General features: G+C 52.7%; 21 protein-coding genes and 2 pseudogenes. 16 read left to right on the top strand and 7 right to left on the bottom strand.

Features of this window, described 5'->3' with window-relative positions:
* The first annotated feature begins 218 nt into the window (after nucleotides 1-218).
* On the top strand, nucleotides 219-491 hold the full coding sequence (locus J2X71_RS38235; protein WP_405049806.1) for a transposase DNA-binding-containing protein: 273 nt from the start codon (nucleotides 219-221) through the stop codon (nucleotides 489-491).
* Here J2X71_RS38235 and J2X71_RS37935 read toward each other — a convergent pair.
* A complete protein-coding gene (locus tag J2X71_RS37935) occupies nucleotides 410-1,216 on the bottom strand; it encodes a prolyl oligopeptidase family serine peptidase (protein ID WP_310390550.1) in 807 nt (268 codons plus the stop codon). The genes J2X71_RS38235 and J2X71_RS37935 overlap by 82 nt on opposite strands.
* 579 nt (nucleotides 1,217-1,795) lie before the next feature.
* Between J2X71_RS37935 and J2X71_RS37930 the strand changes: the two are divergent.
* A pseudogene (locus J2X71_RS37930) lies at nucleotides 1,796-2,072 on the top strand (transposase); the annotation flags it as partial.
* Between the two features lie 74 nt (nucleotides 2,073-2,146).
* Here the strand turns inward: J2X71_RS37930 and J2X71_RS37925 are convergent.
* A complete protein-coding gene (locus J2X71_RS37925) occupies nucleotides 2,147-2,896 on the bottom strand; it encodes a 3-deoxy-manno-octulosonate cytidylyltransferase (protein WP_310390549.1) in 750 nt (249 codons plus the stop codon).
* Nucleotides 2,897-3,333: 437 nt separating this feature from the next.
* Here J2X71_RS37925 and rfbB point away from each other — a divergent pair, with 437 nt between their 5' ends.
* The 14 genes from rfbB to J2X71_RS37855 all read left to right on the top strand — a co-directional run bounded on the left by rfbB (nucleotide 3,334) and on the right by J2X71_RS37855 (nucleotide 16,430).
* A complete protein-coding gene (gene rfbB / locus J2X71_RS37920; protein ID WP_310390548.1) occupies nucleotides 3,334-4,398 on the top strand; it encodes a dTDP-glucose 4,6-dehydratase in 1,065 nt (354 codons plus the stop codon).
* Entirely contained in the window at nucleotides 4,399-5,295 is an 897-nt protein-coding gene (gene rfbD / locus J2X71_RS37915) for a dTDP-4-dehydrorhamnose reductase (RefSeq protein ID WP_310390547.1), read from the top strand.
* Nucleotides 5,282-6,172: a glucose-1-phosphate thymidylyltransferase RfbA gene (rfbA, locus tag J2X71_RS37910; RefSeq protein WP_310390546.1), complete on the top strand. Its 891-nt coding sequence runs from the start codon at nucleotides 5,282-5,284 to the stop codon at nucleotides 6,170-6,172. Before rfbD ends, rfbA begins: the two co-directional genes overlap by 14 nt.
* Nucleotides 6,172-6,723: a dTDP-4-dehydrorhamnose 3,5-epimerase gene (gene rfbC, locus J2X71_RS37905; RefSeq protein WP_310390545.1), complete on the top strand. Its 552-nt coding sequence runs from the start codon at nucleotides 6,172-6,174 to the stop codon at nucleotides 6,721-6,723. The genes rfbA and rfbC overlap by 1 nt, the downstream gene beginning before the upstream one ends.
* Nucleotides 6,723-7,424, top strand: a complete 702-nt coding sequence (locus J2X71_RS37900) for a glycosyltransferase (RefSeq protein ID WP_310390544.1) — start codon at nucleotides 6,723-6,725, stop codon at nucleotides 7,422-7,424. Before rfbC ends, J2X71_RS37900 begins: the two co-directional genes overlap by 1 nt.
* 56 nt (nucleotides 7,425-7,480) lie before the next feature.
* A complete protein-coding gene (locus tag J2X71_RS37895) occupies nucleotides 7,481-8,422 on the top strand; it encodes a KpsF/GutQ family sugar-phosphate isomerase (protein ID WP_310390543.1) in 942 nt (313 codons plus the stop codon).
* A gap of 16 nt (nucleotides 8,423-8,438) precedes the next feature.
* Nucleotides 8,439-9,710, top strand: coding sequence for a lipid II flippase MurJ (locus J2X71_RS37890; RefSeq protein WP_310390542.1), 1,272 nt, complete (start codon nucleotides 8,439-8,441; stop codon nucleotides 9,708-9,710).
* The gene (locus tag J2X71_RS37885; RefSeq protein WP_310390541.1) at nucleotides 9,691-10,326 is read left to right on the top strand and encodes an acyltransferase; all 636 of its coding nucleotides are present in this window, start codon (nucleotides 9,691-9,693) and stop codon (nucleotides 10,324-10,326) included. The genes J2X71_RS37890 and J2X71_RS37885 overlap by 20 nt, the downstream gene beginning before the upstream one ends.
* Complete coding sequence (locus tag J2X71_RS37880; RefSeq protein WP_310390540.1) at nucleotides 10,313-11,104, top strand: TylF/MycF/NovP-related O-methyltransferase; 792 nt, start codon at nucleotides 10,313-10,315, stop codon at nucleotides 11,102-11,104. Before J2X71_RS37885 ends, J2X71_RS37880 begins: the two co-directional genes overlap by 14 nt.
* 97 nt (nucleotides 11,105-11,201) lie before the next feature.
* Complete coding sequence (locus tag J2X71_RS37875) at nucleotides 11,202-12,032, top strand: hypothetical protein (RefSeq protein ID WP_310390539.1); 831 nt, start codon at nucleotides 11,202-11,204, stop codon at nucleotides 12,030-12,032.
* On the top strand, nucleotides 12,026-13,402 hold the full coding sequence (locus J2X71_RS37870; protein ID WP_310390538.1) for an O-antigen ligase family protein: 1,377 nt from the start codon (nucleotides 12,026-12,028) through the stop codon (nucleotides 13,400-13,402). The genes J2X71_RS37875 and J2X71_RS37870 overlap by 7 nt, the downstream gene beginning before the upstream one ends.
* The gene (locus J2X71_RS37865; protein WP_310390537.1) at nucleotides 13,389-14,312 is read left to right on the top strand and encodes a glycosyltransferase family 2 protein; all 924 of its coding nucleotides are present in this window, start codon (nucleotides 13,389-13,391) and stop codon (nucleotides 14,310-14,312) included. The genes J2X71_RS37870 and J2X71_RS37865 overlap by 14 nt, the downstream gene beginning before the upstream one ends.
* Nucleotides 14,312-15,268: an NAD-dependent epimerase/dehydratase family protein gene (locus tag J2X71_RS37860; RefSeq protein WP_310390536.1), complete on the top strand. Its 957-nt coding sequence runs from the start codon at nucleotides 14,312-14,314 to the stop codon at nucleotides 15,266-15,268. The genes J2X71_RS37865 and J2X71_RS37860 overlap by 1 nt, the downstream gene beginning before the upstream one ends.
* A complete protein-coding gene (locus J2X71_RS37855; protein ID WP_310390535.1) occupies nucleotides 15,252-16,430 on the top strand; it encodes a glycosyltransferase in 1,179 nt (392 codons plus the stop codon). The genes J2X71_RS37860 and J2X71_RS37855 overlap by 17 nt, the downstream gene beginning before the upstream one ends.
* A 57-nt stretch (nucleotides 16,431-16,487) precedes the next feature.
* Here J2X71_RS37855 and J2X71_RS37850 read toward each other — a convergent pair.
* The 5 genes and pseudogenes from J2X71_RS37850 to tnpA form a co-directional block, all read right to left on the bottom strand.
* Nucleotides 16,488-16,658, bottom strand: a pseudogene (locus J2X71_RS37850) (IS630 family transposase); the annotation flags it as partial.
* Nucleotides 16,659-16,783: 125 nt separating this feature from the next.
* Entirely contained in the window at nucleotides 16,784-17,725 is a 942-nt protein-coding gene (gene tnpC, locus J2X71_RS37845) for an IS66 family transposase (protein ID WP_310390551.1), read from the bottom strand.
* A 17-nt stretch (nucleotides 17,726-17,742) separates the two neighbouring features.
* Nucleotides 17,743-19,398: an IS66 family transposase gene (gene tnpC / locus J2X71_RS37840; RefSeq protein WP_310390534.1), complete on the bottom strand. Its 1,656-nt coding sequence runs from the start codon at nucleotides 19,396-19,398 to the stop codon at nucleotides 17,743-17,745.
* Between the two features lie 45 nt (nucleotides 19,399-19,443).
* A complete protein-coding gene (gene tnpB, locus J2X71_RS37835; protein ID WP_018115354.1) occupies nucleotides 19,444-19,791 on the bottom strand; it encodes an IS66 family insertion sequence element accessory protein TnpB in 348 nt (115 codons plus the stop codon).
* A complete protein-coding gene (tnpA, locus tag J2X71_RS37830) occupies nucleotides 19,788-20,198 on the bottom strand; it encodes an IS66-like element accessory protein TnpA (protein ID WP_310390533.1) in 411 nt (136 codons plus the stop codon). Before tnpA ends, tnpB begins: the two co-directional genes overlap by 4 nt.
* Nucleotides 20,199-20,295: the final 97 nt, after the last annotated feature.

Genomic DNA, 20,295 nt, shown 5'->3' with positions numbered 1-20,295 from the left:
GACGCTGTTCTTCCTTGGAACGATCCTGTCCAACTCCAACAACCGGCTGGCAATCGGCGAATCGTTCTTCTTCGTGTTCTCCGCCGTCGCGTTTGCCTGCGGGATCATGTTGAAGAAGGGTAATTCACGGCATAAGTCGAAACTCGACCGCCAAGTAGCTAGTTTGTTGTGACGGACGAGGACGACGACATCGATGTAATGGCTGATAGTGACGGCCATTGGAGCAGTCAGGAAATAGACGCGGGGTCTTTCAAAGATGCATCGCCTTGGCCGGCGCTGCACAGAACTTTTACGACAGCTTGGAGACCGTATGGGCGGTTCATTCCTTTCGCCTGCCGGACTGGGCCAACACAAAAGCCGCTTATCGGTTTTTCTCCAACCCGAACGTTGCTTGCCAACCGTGTCTGGATTACGCGCTCTCCAGTTGCCGAATCGCTTCAGCAGCATCAAATCCATGGCCCATCTGCGGCCACTCTACAAGACTGACATAAGCGTCTGGCGCGCACGCTATCATAGCACTGCAAGCGTCTTCTCCGTTCTTTTTAGGCACTTCCGTATCGAGCCCACCGACGTTGACGATAACTTTCGTAAAGCCGTCGAAATTATGCATGCATGAGCGCGGGGAGCGGTTTAGGTAACGAGGATCGTCGGGTCCTTCGGGCGGCCCACCGAGCACCCGCAGCATGTCAGTCCGAAGTTCCTGATTGCTCGTCATATCGAAGACTGAGGCAAGATCAAATATCGGCACCCATAGCGATGCCTTTTCGACTTCTTTGCGCCGCCGCCCTAGGAGCAGAAGCGCCGCCATGCCGCCGCCGGAGAAGCCAACGACCTGGACTCGTGTCAGGCCCGTCCATCGCCGCGCCTCAGAGATGACTCGCATGATGCGATCTGTGCTTTCAAGGCTTCCCATGGCGGACGGCTTGTCGTTACGGCCGCCAAAGTTTGGCGACACCAATACCGCATCGCGAGCGCCGAGAAGTGATTTGTAAAGCGCCACCTGATTGTGGTTTCCTTCCCAAGAATGCAGGTAAACTATGATCTTATCAGGCCGGCCGAGAGCCCTGATTAGATAACGCTCGTCACCGATTTTGGAGGGTACCCAATCGTCGGCCAGCAGGGCGCCGGGATAGAAAAACGGAGCCGGGGGCGCAACTACAGAAACCGTCGCGAGAAACGGCAGCGCTCCTAATATGAGATTTCGCCGATTCAGCAATAATCGCCCCAACCTTTTGCCGGATGTTTCAAACGCGACGATGCCCTCTCAATGCCGCTGGTTACAGCCCCATCTTCCCAAAGAGTGTCGCTAAGTCAAACGTTGGATAGTGGTTGCAGCTTCCAAATTTTTCGCGGAGTATGCGATACACGGACGCATTACGCAACTGGCGCGGAGGCTCGTTCACGTGGCGACCCTCCTCATGTTTAGCATAGCAGCCACGAGCTTGCTCCTCGCGCCCAAGAAATTGTCGAATATCGCCGATCGGCAACTCCCACACGTCCGGACGGAAAAGCAGGCAGGTCATGAACTGACCGTCGCGATGCGCAGTGGAACACCCTAAATGATCGATACTACCTAGACGAGGAGCGATCATAAGCTGCAAGGCAGCACCGCCTATCCTTCGGGCGCCTTTCCCCTCGCGCGCCGGACAAGGCAATAGCTTGGCCCAAACGGTTCCGGCCGATTTCCGCGACCATTCTAAAGAAGTTCGTTATACCAAGGAGCAATGACGCCGACTCGTGATGCGATTCCCAAATCAGAGGAATTCTGACTCATTGTGCCAAACGGAGGTTTGGCATGACGAAGGCGATATCGTTGCGGGCAGATTACGACGGAACGGCTCTCCGGAGGCTGGCGAAGAAGGCAAAGGAGCCGCCCAGGTCCGGCGGCTGTTGGCGCTGGCTTCGATTTATGATGGCGGCTCCCGGCATATGCATCGGAGATCGGCGGGGTGACTGTGCAGATCGTCCGCGACTGGGTCTTGCGCTTCAACGAACGCGGCCCCGCCGGGTTGATCAACACAAAAGCACCGGGCGGCCGGGCCAAGCTAAACGACGCGCAGCGTCAAGCGCTGGTCCCCATGCCCCAGCCGCTTCGAACGAGAAGCAGGTTCGCTCGCTTAAGCAGCGACCAGATCAATCCGGTTGTTTACTTGGTCCGTTCGGAAAGTATTTGCCGAGCCTTTTCAAGGTCGGCGGGAGTGTCAACGCCGAGTGGAACTGTGTCAACGATCTCGACATCGATGCGCATCCCAGCCTCTAGTGCCCGCAGTTGTTCCAATGATTCGCGTTTCTCAAGAATGGAGGGGCCGAGTGAAACGAAACGCTCCAGTGCTGAACGGCGATAGCCGTAGAGTCCGATGTGGTGGTAGAGCGGACCGGTCCCAAACGGCGCACTCGTGCGCGTAAAGTAGAGTGCGCGCAGGCGGCTAATCGAGAGAGGCGACCCGACGACTTTGACCACGCTTGGCGCGATCTTGTCGTCGTCGTTGTCAATTTCCGTGGCCAACGTACTTATGTCGACTCTCTCGTTTTCGAGAGGCTGCATTGCTGCACGCACGGTTTCGGGATCGATCGTCGGAAGGTCGCCCTGCAAATTTATAACAATTCCGAACCTCCCGTCTGGATCAATTTTCATCAATGCTTCGGAAATGCGGTCCGAACCTGATTGGTGACCTTGTTGTGTCATGACGACATCGAAGCCTGCGGCTGCTACCGTATCAAAAACGCGCTGATCGTCGACCGCCACAACGACTCGACCGATTGCCGCTTCCTTGGCACGCTTCGCGACCTGAACGACCATCGGCAAACCGCAGATATCGGCCAGCGGTTTACCCGGAAGGCGGGTCGATGCCATGCGCGCAGGTATCATCACTAAAACGTCGGCGAGATTTGTCATGTTCGGTCCCTCTACTCCATACCGATAGTGGCCGCGAGGCCTTCTAAATAGTCAGACCAAACAACCCTCGCAAGCAGTGAGGGGACGGTTGTCCCCATGGAACATACTTCAGGCGGGCAGGCTTTGCAGTCGAGGAATCCGCTTCATTATCGCCAATCTCAAGAACATATGGCCCCTAAGGGCACCTCACCCGACCTATTTGAAGGTAGTTGGGGGAGAGGGTTTATAGGCGCTTCTGGAACCCGCTAACCCGCTGGCTTGCTTAACATTTCTGAGGTCCCCAGTTTTGCACTCCCCTTGCTCGCTTGAGGCCCGCATTTTGCAACTCACACTTACCAAATCAAATCTCGTTTGACGGATCTATCAAACGTCGGTATGCCCTAGTCGCCAAAACGACAAGCAACTTGTGGTATGAGCGACGTAGGCCCCGGAACCGAATGACAATACTTGTTACAGGCGGCGCAGGATTTATAGGCAGCAATTTCGTATTAAGCTGGCTGACGGAGACTAGTGAGCCTCTCATAAACCTCGACAAATTAACCTATGCAGGCAATCTGGACAACCTCGCGACGGTAAGCAAGAATCCCGATTATATTTTTGTTAGAGGTGATATCGGCGATGCGAGTTTAGTTCCTGAGCTACTTGCGAAACATAAGCCTCGCGCGATTGTTAACTTTGCTGCTGAATCTCACGTTGATCGGTCAATAAAAAACCCCTCCGACTTCGTTTTGACGAATGTGGTGGGAACGTTCAATCTTCTTGAAGCCACTAAAGCATACTGGACGAATCTTCCAATAAGCGAAAAAGAGGCGTTCAGGTTTCTGCACATATCCACTGATGAAGTTTACGGGTCACTTACGGCAGAAGCGCCTGCATTCGCTGAGACCAACCGATATGAACCAAATAGCCCGTACTCGGCTAGCAAAGCTGCCTCTGACCATTTCGCACGCGCTTACTTTCACACATACGGTCTGCCTGTTATAACAACCAACTGCTCTAATAACTATGGACCATTTCAGTTTCCGGAAAAGCTGATTCCACTTTGCGTTCACCGCGCACTATCAAACGAACCCCTTCCGATCTACGGCGATGGAAAGCAAATTCGCGATTGGCTGCATGTGGCGGACCATTGTTCCGCGATTCGGGCCGTATTGACAGGAGGAGCTGCGGGAGCGACCTATAACATTGGCGGTAACGAGGAGAAAACAAATCTTCAGGTCGTCGGAGAGGTGTGCAAAATCCTGGATGACTTACGTCCTCGAACTGATGGCCATTCTTACGAGCGGCAGATCGAATTTGTCGCGGATCGGCCTGGCCATGATCGCCGTTACGCAATCAACGCACATAAGATCGAACAAGAACTTGGCTGGACTCCAACCGAGACATTTGCTTCTGGCTTAAGGTCTACGATTCGCTGGTATCTGGATAATCAGACGTGGATTATCAATGTGACAACCGGCAACTATCAGAACTGGATGAGGTCCCATTACGGGGTCGAATAGATGCGAATCCTACTTACCGGAAAAAACGGCCAAGTTGGTTCCGAGCTGCAAAAAGCCCTTGCACCTCTGGGAACGCTTTATTCATTCGATCGCGCCGCCTGCGATCTTGAAGATGAGGCGTCGATTAGGGCTGTCGTGCGCGATGTCAAACCGGATGTGGTGGTTAACGCAGCAGCTTATACTGCGGTCGACGCAGCAGAAAATGACTCCGAGCGCGCCACGGTTATCAATGCGATTGCGCCCGGAATTTTGGCCGAGGAAGCCGCAAAATGCGGAGCCATGATGATACACTACTCAACCGACTATGTCTTTGATGGCACAGCGGATGGATATTATAAGGAAACCACGCCAGCCTTTCCTCAATCGGTGTACGGCAGAACTAAGCTGTTGGGCGAAGAAAATATACAGCATATTGGATCTAGACATTTGATTTTCCGCACGAGTTGGGTTTTCGGCATTCATGGATCCAACTTTGCGAAGAGGATTCTGCAGCTTGCGGCGGAGAAAAGCGAATTAAGAGTTGTCTCAGATCAGATCGGCGCCCCCACTTCCGCCGAGCTTATCGCGAATATCACTTCGCGAGCGCTCTTGCAGGCATTCAGAGATCCACAATCGGTCAAAGACGGCATATATCATTTAACATCACAGGGGCAAACCAATTGGCACGAGTACGCCTGCTACGTTGTCCAAGCTGCCCTCGAGACCAGTAGGCACTACCGCCTTGCCCCAGATAGGATAATTGCAGTGTCATCGAACGAATATCCGACTGCGGCGCCTCGACCACGCAACTCCAGGCTCGATACTTCGAAAATCAGCAAAACTTTCGGACTGACGCTGCCCCTGTGGAAGCATCATGTAGATCTCTTTTTGAAGGAGATTCTCGATGGCGGCCACTGAACGGAAGGGCATTATTCTCGCAGGAGGCTCTGGAACTCGGCTGCACCCTGCGACGTTGGCCGTCTCCAAGCAGCTGATACCAGTTTACGATAAACCAATGATCTACTACCCGCTTACAACGCTCATGTTGGCAGGCATAAGGGAGATCTTGGTAATATCAACGCCGGAAGACACTCCTCGCTTCCAGTCGCTGTTAGGTGACGGTGATCGATGGGGCTTGAGCCTTTCGTACTGCGTCCAGCCAAGCCCAGATGGGCTCGCACAGGCATTCATTCTTGGAAGATCGTTCGTCGGGAGCAACCCTAGCGCCTTAGTTCTCGGCGATAACATTTTTTATGGGCACCATTTTCAAAACTTGCTCCAAAATGCAGCAAAAAGAACGAACGGAGCAACGGTGTTTGCGTATCATGTCACAGATGCGCACAGGTATGGAGTGGTCGAATTCGACCGAATGAAAAATGCGATCTCGATCGAAGAAAAACCAATCACTCCGAAATCAAATTATGCCGTTACCGGTCTCTATTTTTACGACAACCAAGTTTGCGAGATGGCAGCTGGCATAAAGGCCTCTGCCCGTGGCGAATTGGAAATCACTGACCTTAACAATCAGTACCTTGCAAAGAACGAGCTCATGGTTGAGATTATGGGCAGAGGCTATGCATGGCTCGACACCGGTACTCATGACTCACTGCTGGAAGCTTCGCTTTACATATCAACAATTGAGAAGCGGCAAGGCCTTAAAATTGCTTGCCCCGAAGAAGTCGCATATCGGGCCGGCTGGATTAGCGACGAGCAGCTCGAGTCGCTAGCGGAACCCCTTAAAAAGAGCGGGTATGGACAGTATATTTTGAAAATCCTTCAAGAAAGGGTTTTCTAATGCATGTAAAGAAAACGGCGATACCGGATGTGCTTGTGATAGAGCCACGGACATATACTGATGATCGTGGTTTTTTCTATGAGAGTTTCAATCAAAGCGATTTTTGTCGAGCAACCGGGCTTTCGGTGACGTTCGTTCAAGATAACCACTCTAAGAGCATAAGAAATGTTCTGCGCGGACTTCATTTCCAAGCTCAGCCGAAGGAGCAAGGAAAATTGGTGAGGGTGGTCCGAGGGGCAGTTTTTGATGTTGCTGTGGATGTTCGTTTAGGGTCTCCGACACGCGGGAAATGGGTTGGCCAAGTGCTGAGTGAGGATAATAAACTGCAATTTTGGATTCCGGCCGGCTTTGCCCATGGTTTTCTTACCTTGACCGAGTCTGCTGAGTTTCTCTACAAGACAACTGAATACTACTCACCTGAGCATGAGTGTTCCATTCGCTGGGACGATCCAACCCTGGGAATAGATTGGCCGCTGCAGGGTGCTCCCATCGTCTCTGCGAAGGATTCCGCGGCATTGGCTTTTGATGGTTCGAAGGATAGGACAGTTTGATGCATCAAGATGTTATAAAGGTTTTCATTGGATATGATCCCGTTGAGAGTGTCGCATGGCATACAATGGCGCATTCCATACTTTCAAAGAGCAGCCGGCCTGTAGCTTTCATTCCGGTGAACCTCCAAAATTTAAAATCGATATATTATCGTGAGCGAGATCCCAAGCAGTCAAACGACTTTTCGTTCACACGGTTTCTGGTACCGTTTCTTTGCAACTTCGAAGGTTACGGGATTTTCTTTGACTGTGATCAGATGCTGCGAACGGATATTGCTGAGATCTTCAAGGCGGTTGAAGAGCAGCCAGATAAAGCGCTATATGTCGTACAGCACGATTATCAGCCGCGCGAAGGCATAAAGTATCTTAATACCGTGCAGTATGCTTATCCTCGTAAGAACTGGTCGTCTGTCGTACTGTGGAACTGCGCTCATCCCTCAAATCGCGGCGTAACGGCCGAATTTGTGAACACGGCGACAGCGCTCGATTTGCATCGATTCACTTGGCTGCAAGATGATGAGATCGGCGAATTGAACGTTCGATGGAATTGGCTGGTAGGTGAGTACGACGAACCGCCAGCTGACGTGAAGAACGTTCATTGGACGATCGGTGGCCCGTACTTTAACGAATATCGAAACTCGGATTTCGCAGACGAATGGTTTGCGGAACGCGACCGAATGACGTTTTGCAAGCAGCGCTCTTGACAACCGGGTTGGAAGTGATCGGACCCATATCGCATCTCCAAAACGCGCAGGCGGTATTGGATATCGAGATTGAGGCATTGCGCGCCGGTCGTGAAGCGATCGGCGAAGCGTTTGTGTTGGCCGTTGATTTGATTCGAGAAATCGTTGGCCAGGGTGGCCGAGCGATTGTCATGGGAATGGGTAAATCGGGTCACGTGGGTCATAAGATCGCGGCGACATTCGCGAGCACGGGCACCCCGTCATTCTTTGTCCATCCAGCGGAAGCAGGGCATGGCGACCTAGGCATGATTACTTCCGCCGATATTGTGATCGCCATCTCGCAATCTGGCAAGAGCGATGAGCTTCTGCGGCTTATTCCATACTTCAAGCGCAATGGTATAAAAATCATAGCAATGACAGGGGATTCTCTCTCCCCGCTTGCCGAGCACTCGGACGTGACCATTGATACCGCGGTGCCAAAAGAAGCTTGCCCTCACGGGTTAGCTCCCACTGCCAGCACCACGCTCACGCTGGCTCTTGGGGATGCGTTAGCAATATGTCTTCTGCAGGCAGCGCACTTTAGTGCCACTGATTTTGCGCAGACACATCCACACGGAGCCCTCGGCCGGCGCCTATTGGTTGGGGTTCAAGATGTAATGGTCCCTAAAGGCGCAGCTCCAACCACGAAGGCCGATCTGATAATCAAAGATGCGCTTTTGGTTATGTCCCGCGGCGGCATGGGATTTTTAATCGTGACGGATCGCGATGGCGCACCGATCGGAGTTTTTACTGATGGCGACCTGCGACGGTGTCTAGACCGCGATGTTGATATAAAGCGAACTTCGATTGCAGAAGTTATGAATGCCGATTTTGTAACGATTAGAGTTGATGAGTTGGCGGTGGCGGCAGTTGATGTGATGGAGAAAAGTAAGGTCTCAGCGTTGCCTGTAATTCATAACGATGGATCGTTGGCAGGGGCAATCAATATGCGGCAATTGCTGCAAGCAGGCGTCGTATGAGAGATGCAGACTGAAGATGATGACGCGCGTTTCGGTCGCCGTTATCGTGTCGGCCCAACTGCTATGCCAGGTAATCTTTCAACTGCTTCTAGTGCGTATTGTCGGCGTTGGATCAGAGACTGATGCGTATCTCGCATCACAAGCAGTGCCAATAGCCGTAACCGCGATCCTTACGACCGCGTTGCAAAGCGTTTGGCTCCCACGACTAGCCACCATCGATCCGGGGTCTAATGAGTGGGGGGCTGAACTCGCCGCGGCTCAAGGGCAGTCAGCGATCTTGAACGCTATTGTATTCGCAGTGGTTGGTGCAACCGTTGATCTCTGGATCCCTTACCTTTACCCGGCTTTCTCTTCGTCTCAACATTCGAATGTGACCGAATACACTTGGCTTCTTCTGTTAACTTCGGCAACTACAACTCATTCGGCACTGTTAAGCGTAATCATGCGCTCGAGAGAGAGATATATTCATAATGAGTCGATCACACTGTGCGGCCTTATTGGCGCGCTGCTGGGATCACTTATTGTACTTCCGGCATACGGAATATTCGGCGCGATCGCGCTGACTTTAGCCCGATCGGTTCTTGTGCTGATCGCACAGTCCTTTTTCTTGCGCTGGCCAAGATTATCTGTGGCACGTGCGGTGGCGCATCGAGAGACCTGGATGATGATGCGTCCCCTTATATTTTCTGGGTCGATTTTCAAGCTGTCACCTGTGATCGACCGATTCTTCGCTGGTTTATCTCCAGCTGGGGGATTAACAACGTTTGTACTGGCGCAAACACTTGTTACCCCCCTCGTGACCCTAATTGACCAGAGCGTTTGCATCCCGGCAATCACGAGAATTACTCGACATTTGAAACAGGATCGAAAATCCGGCATCTTCCGGCTTTTGCGTATTGAAGGGTCAGCCATAACGCTATCTCTACTCATATTAGCATTAGTTGCGTTACTGTTTGATGGCTTCATTACGCGCGTAGTAATCTTTGCGCTAAAGTTGAATTCTGAACAATCGAAAGCGCTAACGCTAATCATAGCAATTCTTTTGATTTACGTTGCTGCCGTGAGTGTGGGTCGTCTCACTACTTCTCTATATTATGCGATAGGCAACACACTATTCCCATCGGTCGTTGGCATATCGAATTTTATAGTTTCTATAGCTCTGAAATTCGTACTTTTTCACGCCTATGGAACCGTTGGACTAGCGATTGGCGTAACGGCGTTTCCGGTCCTTAACGTCATGACGCTTCTGATGAGTTGGGGAAGGTCTAATGAAAAGACACCTGATTAAGGCTTTGACCGCTCTTAGGATCCACAGGGCCGTCGCATATTTGCAGCGCGTTTACTTTGGCGTCGGTAGCGTCGGTACCTTTACCCGCATATCGCTCAAAACAACATTTCGTGGGAACAGACGTAATATCCATATAGGAGCTCACTGTGTTTTCGAACAGGGAGTAGTACTGGAATGTTCGGATGCAGCCTCGAGCATTCATATCGGCTCTTATTCGATCCTCGGAATCGGAGCAGTTATGCAAACCGGGCGGGGCGGGACTATCCATTGCGGATCGCACCTTTCTGCAAATCCTTACACCGTGATCTATGGCCATGGCGGAACGAAGATCGGCAATTATGTAAGGATAGCCGCTCACTGCGTTATCATTCCAGCAAATCACATTTTTAGCGATCCCGAGAGCCCTATCACCCTTCAGGGGCTATCACTCCAGGGAATAACGATCGGCGACGATGTCTGGCTTGGTACTGGAGTACGCGTTCTAGACGGGACTACGATCGGTGATGGTTGCGTAGTCGGAGCGGGATCTGTAGTCACAAAAGACTTGCCTCCTTACTCGATTTCGGTAGGTGTGCCAGCAAAGGTAAAAAAGGAGAGACGCGGTGGGAATAGCTAAAACTCTTATACGAAATACGTTCGAATTAGCAGGGTTTCAAATTACCCGCAGCGCGAAAGGGCAGTACAAAGACTTCCTAGTTTTTGAGAACGATGAATTTTTCAACCCTCTTTATCGAGCCGGTTTGAAGCTCACTTCCACTCCGGACGGAGGCCACAAGCGGAAGGCTAGATTCTTCAACCTCGTCCAATTCTACAATAGCGTACGCCAACTTGACGGTCGCAGCGCAGAATGCGGCTGTTGGAACGGTCTTTCTTCGTATCTTATCTGCAAGTATGAGCAGGTTTCGAACAATTCGTTCCGAGGCGAAACACACGAAATCTACGACTCGTTCGAAGGCTTGAGCGATCTAGGCTCCGAAGACAGCATCATCGATCCATCGCTTCGTCCTCTGCTCGGCACCCAAGGCGGCAAGAAGGGCGACTTCGCAGCTACCGAAGATCGCGTTAGAGATAATCTCAAGGAATTCGGCGAAATCCGATTCAATAAGGGCTGGATCCCTGACGCCTTCCCGAAAGAAAATGACACCAAATACAAGTTTGTTCACGTTGATGTCGATCTATATGAGCCGACGTTGAAATCGCTGGAGTACTTCTTTCCGCGCATGGTCCCTGGAGGAATAATTATCTGCGACGACTATGGATCGCTGCGTTGGCCGGGTGCGAAGAAGGCAGTGGAGGAATTCTGCAAAGGCAAATGTAACTTTGTGGTGCTTTCAACGGGGCAGGCTCTGATTCACGCGGCAGATTCCAACCCCGTTTCGGTCGAAATCCGATGAATCGGAGTGAATATTGGATAGATGCCCCAAAAATCCACCTTGCGTGCTTGATCGAACGTGACTTCAGAAAAGAAAGAAGCAGATGCCGCGGGCAACAATGAGAATCGTCGTTTGCGCGAACCAAGTCACCGTTGCAGTTGCAAAGGCATTGGTGAAGCGCGACGAGAGCGCTCGCACAACCTTTGTACTGTACTCACCGGACAGATGCGACATCGCTGATTTACTTGAACTCAACGTAATGTGCATTCCGTTCACGAGGCGCCTTAGTTGTCTGTTTCTGATCCTCCGTTGTCGGCTTGCCGGGAAAGTGGAAATCTGTGTGCCGCACTACAAGTTTGGCCGAAGCCTAATTTGGCTTTCGCGGCTTTGCTCACGCGTTAGTTTGATCGACGACGGGCTTGATACTTTCCGGGAGGTTCCGAGAAATGTTGAACCGGAAAAATTCGAACCCGGTACGACTTACTATACGTTCCAATATCCTTCGCGCCTAGGCCGATGGCTAGTCAGATTTCAGACGGAGCCAGTTGCAAATATCGAAACTCTCGCTGACATCCGTCGGCAAGCAGTTGATTTCGAACGGTTCGACGATGTCGTGATAGAGTCTCCACCGATCCAACGCGTTTTGGATCGACTTCCGCTGAGTGGCAAGCGCTCCCTTTTCGTTGCCCATTCAAACGTCAACAAACGCGTGATTTCTTCCGTCGACTGCGAAAGTATCATGGGCGCTAATATCGCGCTCGAGAAATCGCTTTCAACCTTCACTGGCCGATTGATTGTCGGAGAAAGTATGATTGCGGTCTTCGCTTTGATGTATAGCGATCCCAAATACACCTTGGTCGTTTATCTAGCCAGAGAAAATAGAGATATTTTACTTCCGCTTATCGAAATTATTGAAAGCAAAAGTTTTGCGGAATTGATACTATGCTGATATCTCGGCAGATCGGCATCGTTACACAAGTTATAGCGGTTTTGTTGGTCTTATTGACTTTTAGCTCAATCTTCGGCGGGCCTTTGGGAATTATCGCAAGAGGCGAGAGGCATGTTCTGCTTCTGGTCCTCCTCGGAGTATCGTGCTTTGAATTGTGGAGGACTGGTGTATCAAAATCGGTTCAGTTTGTAAGAAGCTACCCGATCCTCCTCGTGCCTCTGTTCTTTGTAGCGATAAACGCGTTCTGGGTCTTTTATCCACTATTCAGAAAATCAGACACTCCACTTTTTTTGCCCTTTGTCGATGCCCAGTCGCTGTTGGTGCCGCTGGTCCTTATCGTTGCTTTTGTTGCAATTCGCGACCACTTGTCTCTTCTATATGGGTGGGCCAGACTTGCCATCTGGATGTCTGGCGCATTGGCGGCGGCTCACTTTCTTGTGTGGCTCTATCTTCTTGTATTCCCAGTTACGAACGACACGATTCTCGAATTCGAGCGTTCAGTCTTTGGGACGAACGAGGGAGTTAACATTCTTCGGCAGTGGAATAACGGTATTTGGTATATCCGCGTCGTTTGGATCAGCACGTACTGGTTTGTTGCCACGTTCTTTTTAGCGCCCGCATTCATACGCAAGCGTGCCTGGCTTGTAGGTGTCCAGACACTGCTTGGCCTTGGTATCATCGTTTCTTACACCAGAGGAATCTGGTTGGCAGTTGTCGTTGGGATGTTACTCTTAACAGTCGCTTTAATTCGGTCTTTGCGTGGACGGCAAATATCTCGCATTCTTGTTTTCCAGCCTCTGCTCGTCTCGGGCGCGGCGCTGATTTTAGCTGTTGGCATTGCGATGGCTGTCAGTTCGCTGACAGGCGAGCCTAGCAGTCTTTCTGCAAGATTTAGCCTCTCGGTCTTCGATACCGAAAGCGACAAGCTTGATTCGACGGCCGACAATGTAGTCAATGATGAAGGCGCCTCTGATAGGTTCAAACAAGCGGAGAAGCTGTTTGAAATGTGGCGCGAAAGGCCGATTTTTGGATACGGATATGGCGCCTATGCGAAGGATCTCGTTCGGCACCAGGACCGCCCATTTCTTTATGAAATGGTGCCGTTCGCTCTCTTAATGAAGTTGGGCGCGGTTGGTTTCGGGCTCTATCTGCTTTTCATGTTGTTCGTAGCTTACAGAGTATGGTGCCTCATACCGACGCATCCAGTCGCGCCGGCCCTACTTTCTGGATTTGTCTCCTACATTCTGCAAGTCCATACAAATCCAGTTTTTTATAGCTTAACCGGGATGTTCATTTTCTCGTTCCTTATAATGCTATGGATGCTACTCGAAGTGGTGGTCAAGGAAAGGAATAGCGATGTCATCGGTTAGTGGAGCGCGAGTTGCAATATTACTGGCCACTTACAATGGCGCAGAATTCATCGCCGAATTTTTTGACAGCCTTTACGAACAAACGTTCAAGGATTTCGTTATTTATGCACGCGATGACGGCTCGACGGACTGTACACTTCAGTTGATCCAATCGTACTCCAGTAAGCTGGAGATTGTGTTGTTGCCATCAAAAGAACGCTTAGGACCCGCAAGAAGTTTTTTTGATTTGATGCAACGAGTCGAAGCGGACTTCGACTGCTATATGCTCGCCGACCAAGATGATGTCTGGTATCGCGACAAGATCGAGCGAGCAGTTGACGCATTAAGCGGTCTTCACAATGGAATTGGTCTATATTGCACCAGGCTTGAATATGTTGATAGAGACCTGCGGCGCATAGCACTTTCGAGACGTCCTCGCCTCTTATCTCTGAGAAATGCGGTTGTGGAGAATGTAGCGACGGGATGCAGCGTCGCGATCACGGCCCGAGCAAAGGAAGAGATGCTTCAACGCCACCCGCATGATTTCATCATGCATGATTGGTGGATGTATATGTTTTGCGCTGCTTTCGGCAAAGTCATTTACGACCCGGAGCCGTCGATTAAGTATCGGCAACACGGTAGCAACACTATAGGCGCACCAAATGGATTTCTTGATGATCTTCAGCGGCGATGGGGACGATTCACAAAACGAACTGGTGGCGTACACTTGCTTTCTCGGCAGGCAAAGGCCTTCCTAGCCTGCTATGGCGATAAGCTAAGTGTTGCAGATCGAAAAATGTTGGAAACCGTCGTTGGTGGAACAACATCTTTTAGCACCCGCTTGCAACTGTCAATTTGCCCACCTGTGACACGTCAAATGAGGCTTGATACGTTCATTATGAGGTTCCTGTTTTTGATTGGACGGTATTGATGCGTGTAGCCGTAACTGGAGGAACGGGCTTCATTGGCGGGAGACTGGTTGAGAAGCTTCTCGCAAAAGGGCACGAGACGCGCATCTTGACGCGAAAGCAGGGCTCAGACGATCTGCGGCTACGTGGTGCGCGCCTTTTTCAGGGAGACCTCACCAGCAAGTCGTCTCTCAAGGATTTTGTAGCCGGTGTAGACGTACTCTATCACTGTGCGGGAGAAATATCGCGCACGGAATTGATGGAGGATCTTCACATCAATGGCACTGCCCGTTTGGTCAATGCGGCCTCCGGAGAAATACAGAAATGGGTCCAGTTAAGCAGTACCGGAGCATATGGCTTCCCCCGTGCTGGAATGATCTCGGAAGACCAGACTCCGCAACCTGTTGGACGTTATGAAACTTCTAAACTGGCTTCTGACAACCTCGTGGCTGCGGCGAGCGCGAATGGCGCATTCTCGTCGGTCATCTTACGACCATCGATCGTTTACGGTGCGGGGATGCCGAATCAATCTCTGTTCGCGATGCTGAGGATGATTGAAAGGGGTATGTTCTTTTTTATAGGTAGACCTGGTGCCTCGGCAAACTACATACACGTCGAAAACGTAGTGCACGCATTGCTGCTATGTGCAACACACTCGCGGGCAAGCGGTAAGACATTCGTTTTATCGGACTACTGCAACATCGAGGAATTTGTAACATTAATGGCCTCCGCACTCGGAGCCCCTATACCGCGGCGACGAATTCCGGAAAGGGTCATCCGGGGAGCTACAGTACTTCTTGGGAAATTGCCCGGCTGGCCCCTCACCCCTTCTCGCGTTGACGCGTTGACGTCTTTCGTGCGCTACTCCACAAAGCGAATCGAGGATGAACTTGATTATCGCCATCCTCTCAGCATGTCAGAGGGCGTTGCTGATCTAGTGCGACATTACCGGGAATCTCGTATTGAACGCCGCGCATAACCTAAGACGACTCAAAGTTCTTCGAGTGGTGACCACTGCTGAATGCGTACCGTGGCACCTCGGCAGGCCACTCAAGGATCTGTCTCAAGAGTTCGATATAACAGTTGCGGGCAATGAGGTGTCACAATATGCGCATGATTTTCCGAAGGTTTCATGGTTCGATTTTAAAATAGCACGAAGAGGCGGCCTCCTTATCGATGCGGTAGCACTTATGCGTCTTTTTATTCTGTGTAGGAGGCTAAAGCCAGATATAGCGCATTCGATAATGCCAAAATCTGGTTTACTCACAGCTATCGCCGGATCCCTTGCCGGGGTGCCTGTGCGTATGCATACGTTTACCGGGCAAGTCTGGGATACTCAGAAGGGGGTTCGACGTACGATTTTGAAGACGCTGGATAAATTGGTAATATGGCTCAATACCATTTGCCTAACAGACAGCCCGTCTCAATCTCGACACTTATACGAGGAGGGCATAACTCTAAAGGGAAAACCTCTCCCAGTCTTGGGGCAGGGTGCGTTGGTCGGCGCCGATCTGGAACGCTTCGACCCTGAGCGAATTCGGCGCCAATCAGCGATTACTCGTGAAGGCTTGGCAATTTCGCAAGGCGACTTTGTCGTCGCATATATTGCGCGTAAAACTCGCGACAAAGGTGCCTTCGATATGCTTGAAGGATTTGCGAATGCGCAACGGTCGTCGCCTCAGTTGAAGCTCCTGTTTATAGGACCCGACGAGAGCAACGGCGAGCTTTCAAAGCTGAAGTTTGAAAAGCCAGAACTTTTCCGCGGAGTGATCGAGCTTGATCGAGTGAACAATCACGAGGAATATCTTAATATAAGTGATCTCCTATGTGTGCCGAGCTACCGGGAAGGTTTCGGTTCTGTCGTGATCGACGCAGCTGCCTTGGGTGTCCCGTCTATCGGGTCCCGCATCAAAGGTCTGGTTGACTCCATCTCTGATGGCGAAACGGGTCTTCTTTTCTCCCCGGGAAATGTTCAAGAGATTGGGGACCTGATAAGTCAGATGAATTCGAGGCCTGCTTTACTTCGAAAGCTTGGAGACGAGGCGAAATCGCGTGCACGGAAAAACTTTTCATCCCAAGTGTTAGGGACGCTATTGAAAGATTTCTACAACACGCAGTTCCAAGCCACCAAGAAGCACTAATTGAGCGTCTCTTCCTTGTGACTAACAGCAATAGCAATGGACTAGAGCGCGTCCATTTTACTCGGGGTCATAACCGCATGCCTTGAAGTAATTGGCGCATTCTTGGGGTTTGAAGAGCGCGACGATCTCGCCGACGGTGTCCCAGAGTGCTTCGACAGTGCGTTCTGCTTTCGCGCGCAGGACGGCCTTGAGCTTGGAGAAGGCTTTTTCAATAGGATTGAAATCAGGTAAGCATACGGTGAAGGCCGCTGGTCACGCCGCTTGAGCGTCGATGGTCGGCGGTGTCCAGTTCCATGGAAGCAATTGCTTCAACCTGATGATCGGAGTGTCGGTAAGCGACAAGCCGGGGCCGTTCAGGCGGCGTAGTTCCATGGCATGAGCGCGTCGATTTCACTGCTGGGCCATCCATTCGCAAGGCGCTCAAGCGTCTGGGTCAACCAAGCTTGCGGATCGACTGCATTCATCTTTGCCGTTTGCAGGAGCGTCGCGATGGTCGCCCAAGTCCGGCCGCCACCGTCGCTTCCAGCGAATAGACTATTTTTTCTCGTGATCGCTTGGGGTCTGATTGCTCGCTCGACTATGTTGGAGTCGAGTTCGATGCGGCCGTCGGTCAGGAAGCGCTCGAAGATGTCTCGACGCGAGATGGCATACCGCAGAGCTTCGGCGAGTTTGGATTTTCCAGAGACCCGTGGCAGGGTCGCCTGCCAGAGAGTGAAGAGGTCACGGACGATCGCTGCGGAGATCTCCTGGCGTGCAGCGACATGAGCTTCAGGGCTTTGGCCGCGCACACGCTCCTCGATCTCCCATAACCTCGCCATACGCTCGACGGTGTCTGTAGCGACCTTCGAGCTCTTTGCGACATGCAACTCGTAGAACTTTCTCCGGCTGTGCGACCAACAGCCGGCCAGGATGGCGCTGTCATTGCCTCCATCTTTCCGGACGAGCTTGTTATAAGCGGCATATCCGTCGACCTGCAGGATTCCACGATAGCCGCTCAGGTGTCGTGCGACACACTCGGTGGCTCGACTGTCCTCGAAGCGATAGGCTACCATCGGTGGACCGCTGCCCCCAAAAGTCCGGTCATCCCTGGCATACGCCCATAGCCATGCCGTCTTCGCTGATCCGGAACCAGGTGCAAGTGTGGGCAAGGTCGTTTCGTCGGCAAAGATCCGTTCGGCCTTCTTGATTGTTGGTTTCCACGCAGAACTGAGCCGGTTAGGCGCATAATTTCCATTGAGAATTGAGCCATGTGACCTTCCCTCCAACGCGGTGAGCGGCGGGGGCAACGTAAGCATACGGTGAAGGCCGCTGGTCACGCCGCTTGAGCGTCGATGGTCGGCGGTGTCCAGTTCCATGGAAGCAATTGCTCCAACCTGATGATCGGAGTGTCGGCTATGCGGGCGAGGATGTCGGCAAGCCACGCCTGCGGATCGATGTCGTTGAGCTTTGCCGTCATGATCAGCGTAGCCATGAAGGCGGCGCGGTCAGCGCCACGATCCGATCCGGCGAATAGCCATGATTTCCTGCCCAGTGCGAAGCCTCGCAGCGCTCGCTCGGCGGCATTGTTGGTCAGGCAAATCCTGCCGTCGTCCAGGAATGACGTGAAGCCATCCCAACGCTTGAGCATGTAGTCGATCGCCTCTGCGACCGGAGAACTGCGCGACAGTTTTGCACGCTCGGTTTGAAGCCAAGCCTGCAGATCGTCGACGAGCGGCAGGCTGTCTCTGCGGCGTCGCTCCAGGCGTTGACCGGCGGCAAGCCCGTTTATATCCCGCTCGATATCGAACAGGGCGTCGATCCGTTTGACGGCTTCCAGCGCCATGGGCGAGATCGGCGCAGCGTTCTTTCCACGCTTGGCATTCGCCGCGATGTCGGCGAGCACGAAGAACTTACGTCTCGAATGTGACCAGCAAAACGCCTGCCTTAGCGGATTTGGATCGCGATCAACCTTGAACAGCGGATTATAGCCGCCATAGGCATCCGCCTGCAGAATGCCGGTGAAGGTCTTCAGATGGCGTTCCGGATGCTCCTGTCGCCGGTCCCGCGATGCGTAATACAGCGCGGCCGGCGGTGAGAGCCCGCCGAATGGTCGGTCATCCCGGACATAGGTCCATATGCGACCGGTATCGGTCTTTCCCCTCGCCAGGATCGGCACTGTCGTGTCGTCGCCATGAAGTCGCTCGGCGGCCAGAACGTGCGCTTCGATCAGTGAATGGATAGGCTTCAACGCCGCGGCGCATGCTCCGACCTGGTCGGCCAATGTCGATAAGCTGAGGTCGACGCCCTCGCGGGCATAGCGTTCGCTTTGGCGATTGAGCGGCTGGTGCTGGGCGAACTTCTCAAACAGGATCATCGCCAGCAGGTTCGGCCCTACAAAACCGCGGGGCGTCACATGGAAGGGTGCAGGTGGCTGCGTAATCTTCTCACACTCGCGGCAGGTGAACTTCTCCCGCACCGTCTGGATGACTTTCCACTGACGCGGGACGACCTCCAGGGTCTCGGTAATGTCCTCACCAAGCTTCGACAGTTTGGTCGATCCGCAGCAGGCGCAATTCGTGGGAGCAGCGATGATGACGCGCTCACGCGGCAGGTGTTCGGGAAAGGGCTTGCGTGAAGGACGCTTGCGCTCGAAGACTTTGACGGCTGAGATTGTGGCTGCGATCTCCGCGGCCAGTTCATCTTCACCGGCGTTTGCTTCTAGCTCCTCGAGCTGCAGCTCCATCTGCTCAAGGAGCCGCGCCTTACGCTCGGACCGGCTGCCGTAGAGTTCACGGCGAACCTTGTCGATCTCCAGCTTCAGCCGAGCGATCAGCGCCTCGGAATGCGATACGAGTGCCTTTGCACTGGCGGCTTCAGCCTTGGCGGTCGCTGCTTCTGCTTCAGCGGCAACACGTCGAGCGCGTTCCTGGGCCAGCAGTGCAAGCGCACTGGTAAGGTCGTCCGGAAGCTCTTCGGTCGCATTGCTCATGACAGGATGGAATCATATTCGACCCTGTCATTCCAGTGTTTTTGCTCATCCGGCAGATGTTGGCCGCCAGGTCCTTTGCGGCATCCGCCAGTCGATACCCTCCAGCAGGTAACCGAGCTGCGCAGGCGTGATCACCACCGTGCCATCGGCTGCTGATGGCCAGATGAAGCGTCCGCGCTCCAGCTTCTTCGTAAACAAACAGGCTCCCTGGCCGTCATGCCAGATCACCTTGATCAGGCCGCCACCGCGGCCGCGGAATACGAACAGGTGCCCACACATCGGGTCACGCTTCAGCGCCTCCTGCACCATCAACGACAGACCCGGAAAACCCTTTCGCATGTCCGTATGGCCTGTCGCCAGCCAGACCTTTACACCAGCAGGGACCGGGATCATCGACGACCCAGCACACAATCAAGAATGCGGCCAAGCGCTTCCGTGTCGATATCACTATCCACGCGTACGCGTCTGCCCCGACCCAGCTCAATCGTTACATCGCTACGCTTCCGACGAGCATGGGATGTGGTGGGCGGTTCCGGTTGAACCGGAGAGACTGCTGGCGCGGTCTCGGACACGATCACCGGCACCAACGTGGTTGCCGTCTCGGTCTTCGGCTCCTCGATCCGGCACAGCTCCTTGCGCCAACGGAACAACTGGCTGACATGGATACCGGCCGCGCGAGCAATCTCAGAGATAACCGCGTCCGTCTCAAAGCAGGCCGCGACGAGGCGCTCTTTGTCTTCGCGTGACCAGCGACGACGGCGCTCTACGGACGTGATAACCTCAATTGGATGCTTCGTCATATGACTACTCCTCTTATGTTCGTTTACAAGAGGTGGAGACACAACTTCCCCGCCGCCTGGAGGCGGATGCGGGTAATTAACACCGTTGAACAAAGCA

It is taken from the genome of Rhizobium sp. 1399, assembly GCF_031455475.1.
In the GTDB taxonomy this organism is placed as follows: domain Bacteria; phylum Pseudomonadota; class Alphaproteobacteria; order Rhizobiales; family Rhizobiaceae; genus Rhizobium.
Note: the sequence above shows the minus strand (reverse complement) of the source record. Positions and strands in the feature narration are given on the sequence as shown.